This window comes from Maribacter sp. 4U21, assembly GCF_002742365.1.
GTDB lineage: Bacteria > Bacteroidota > Bacteroidia > Flavobacteriales > Flavobacteriaceae > Maribacter.
Genome location: NZ_MDGN01000062.1, coordinates 1 through 455 on the forward strand (window position 1 = coordinate 1; position 455 = coordinate 455).

General features: G+C 46.6%; 1 protein-coding gene. It reads right to left on the reverse strand.

The annotated features are described in order from the left end of the window. Nucleotides 1-455, reverse strand: a 455-nt coding sequence (locus tag BFP77_RS13205; protein ID WP_143751908.1) for a PKD domain-containing protein, incomplete at both ends; no start/stop codon positions are given.

The window sequence follows — 455 nt, forward strand, 5'->3', positions numbered from 1 at the left end:
AATTCCAAGCATAGGTAACAATACCTACATCATCCGTAGATTGATTTCCCGTAAAACTCACCTCTAAAGGAGCTTCGCCTTCCGTAACATCTGCAGTAGCTACAGCTATTGGTGCTCCATTTGCCCTGGTAGCTACAATAGTTACGCTCGCAGTATCTGTTACACCAGCTTCATCCGTAACAGTCAATACAACAGTGTAGGTATCGGCCACAGTAAAGGTATGTGCCGGATTGGCTAGAGTAGAACTTGTTCCATCACCAAAATCCCAAGCATAGCCGACTACAACATCGTCATCGGTAGATTGGTCGCCCGTAAAGTTAACCTCAAGCGGTGCTTCACCCTGCATTACATCTGCACTTGCGACCGCTACCGGAGCAGTATTAGCTGCTACTACAATAGTGATACTTGCCGTATCTTGAAGTCCGGCATCGTCAGTTACGGTGAGTTCTACAGTA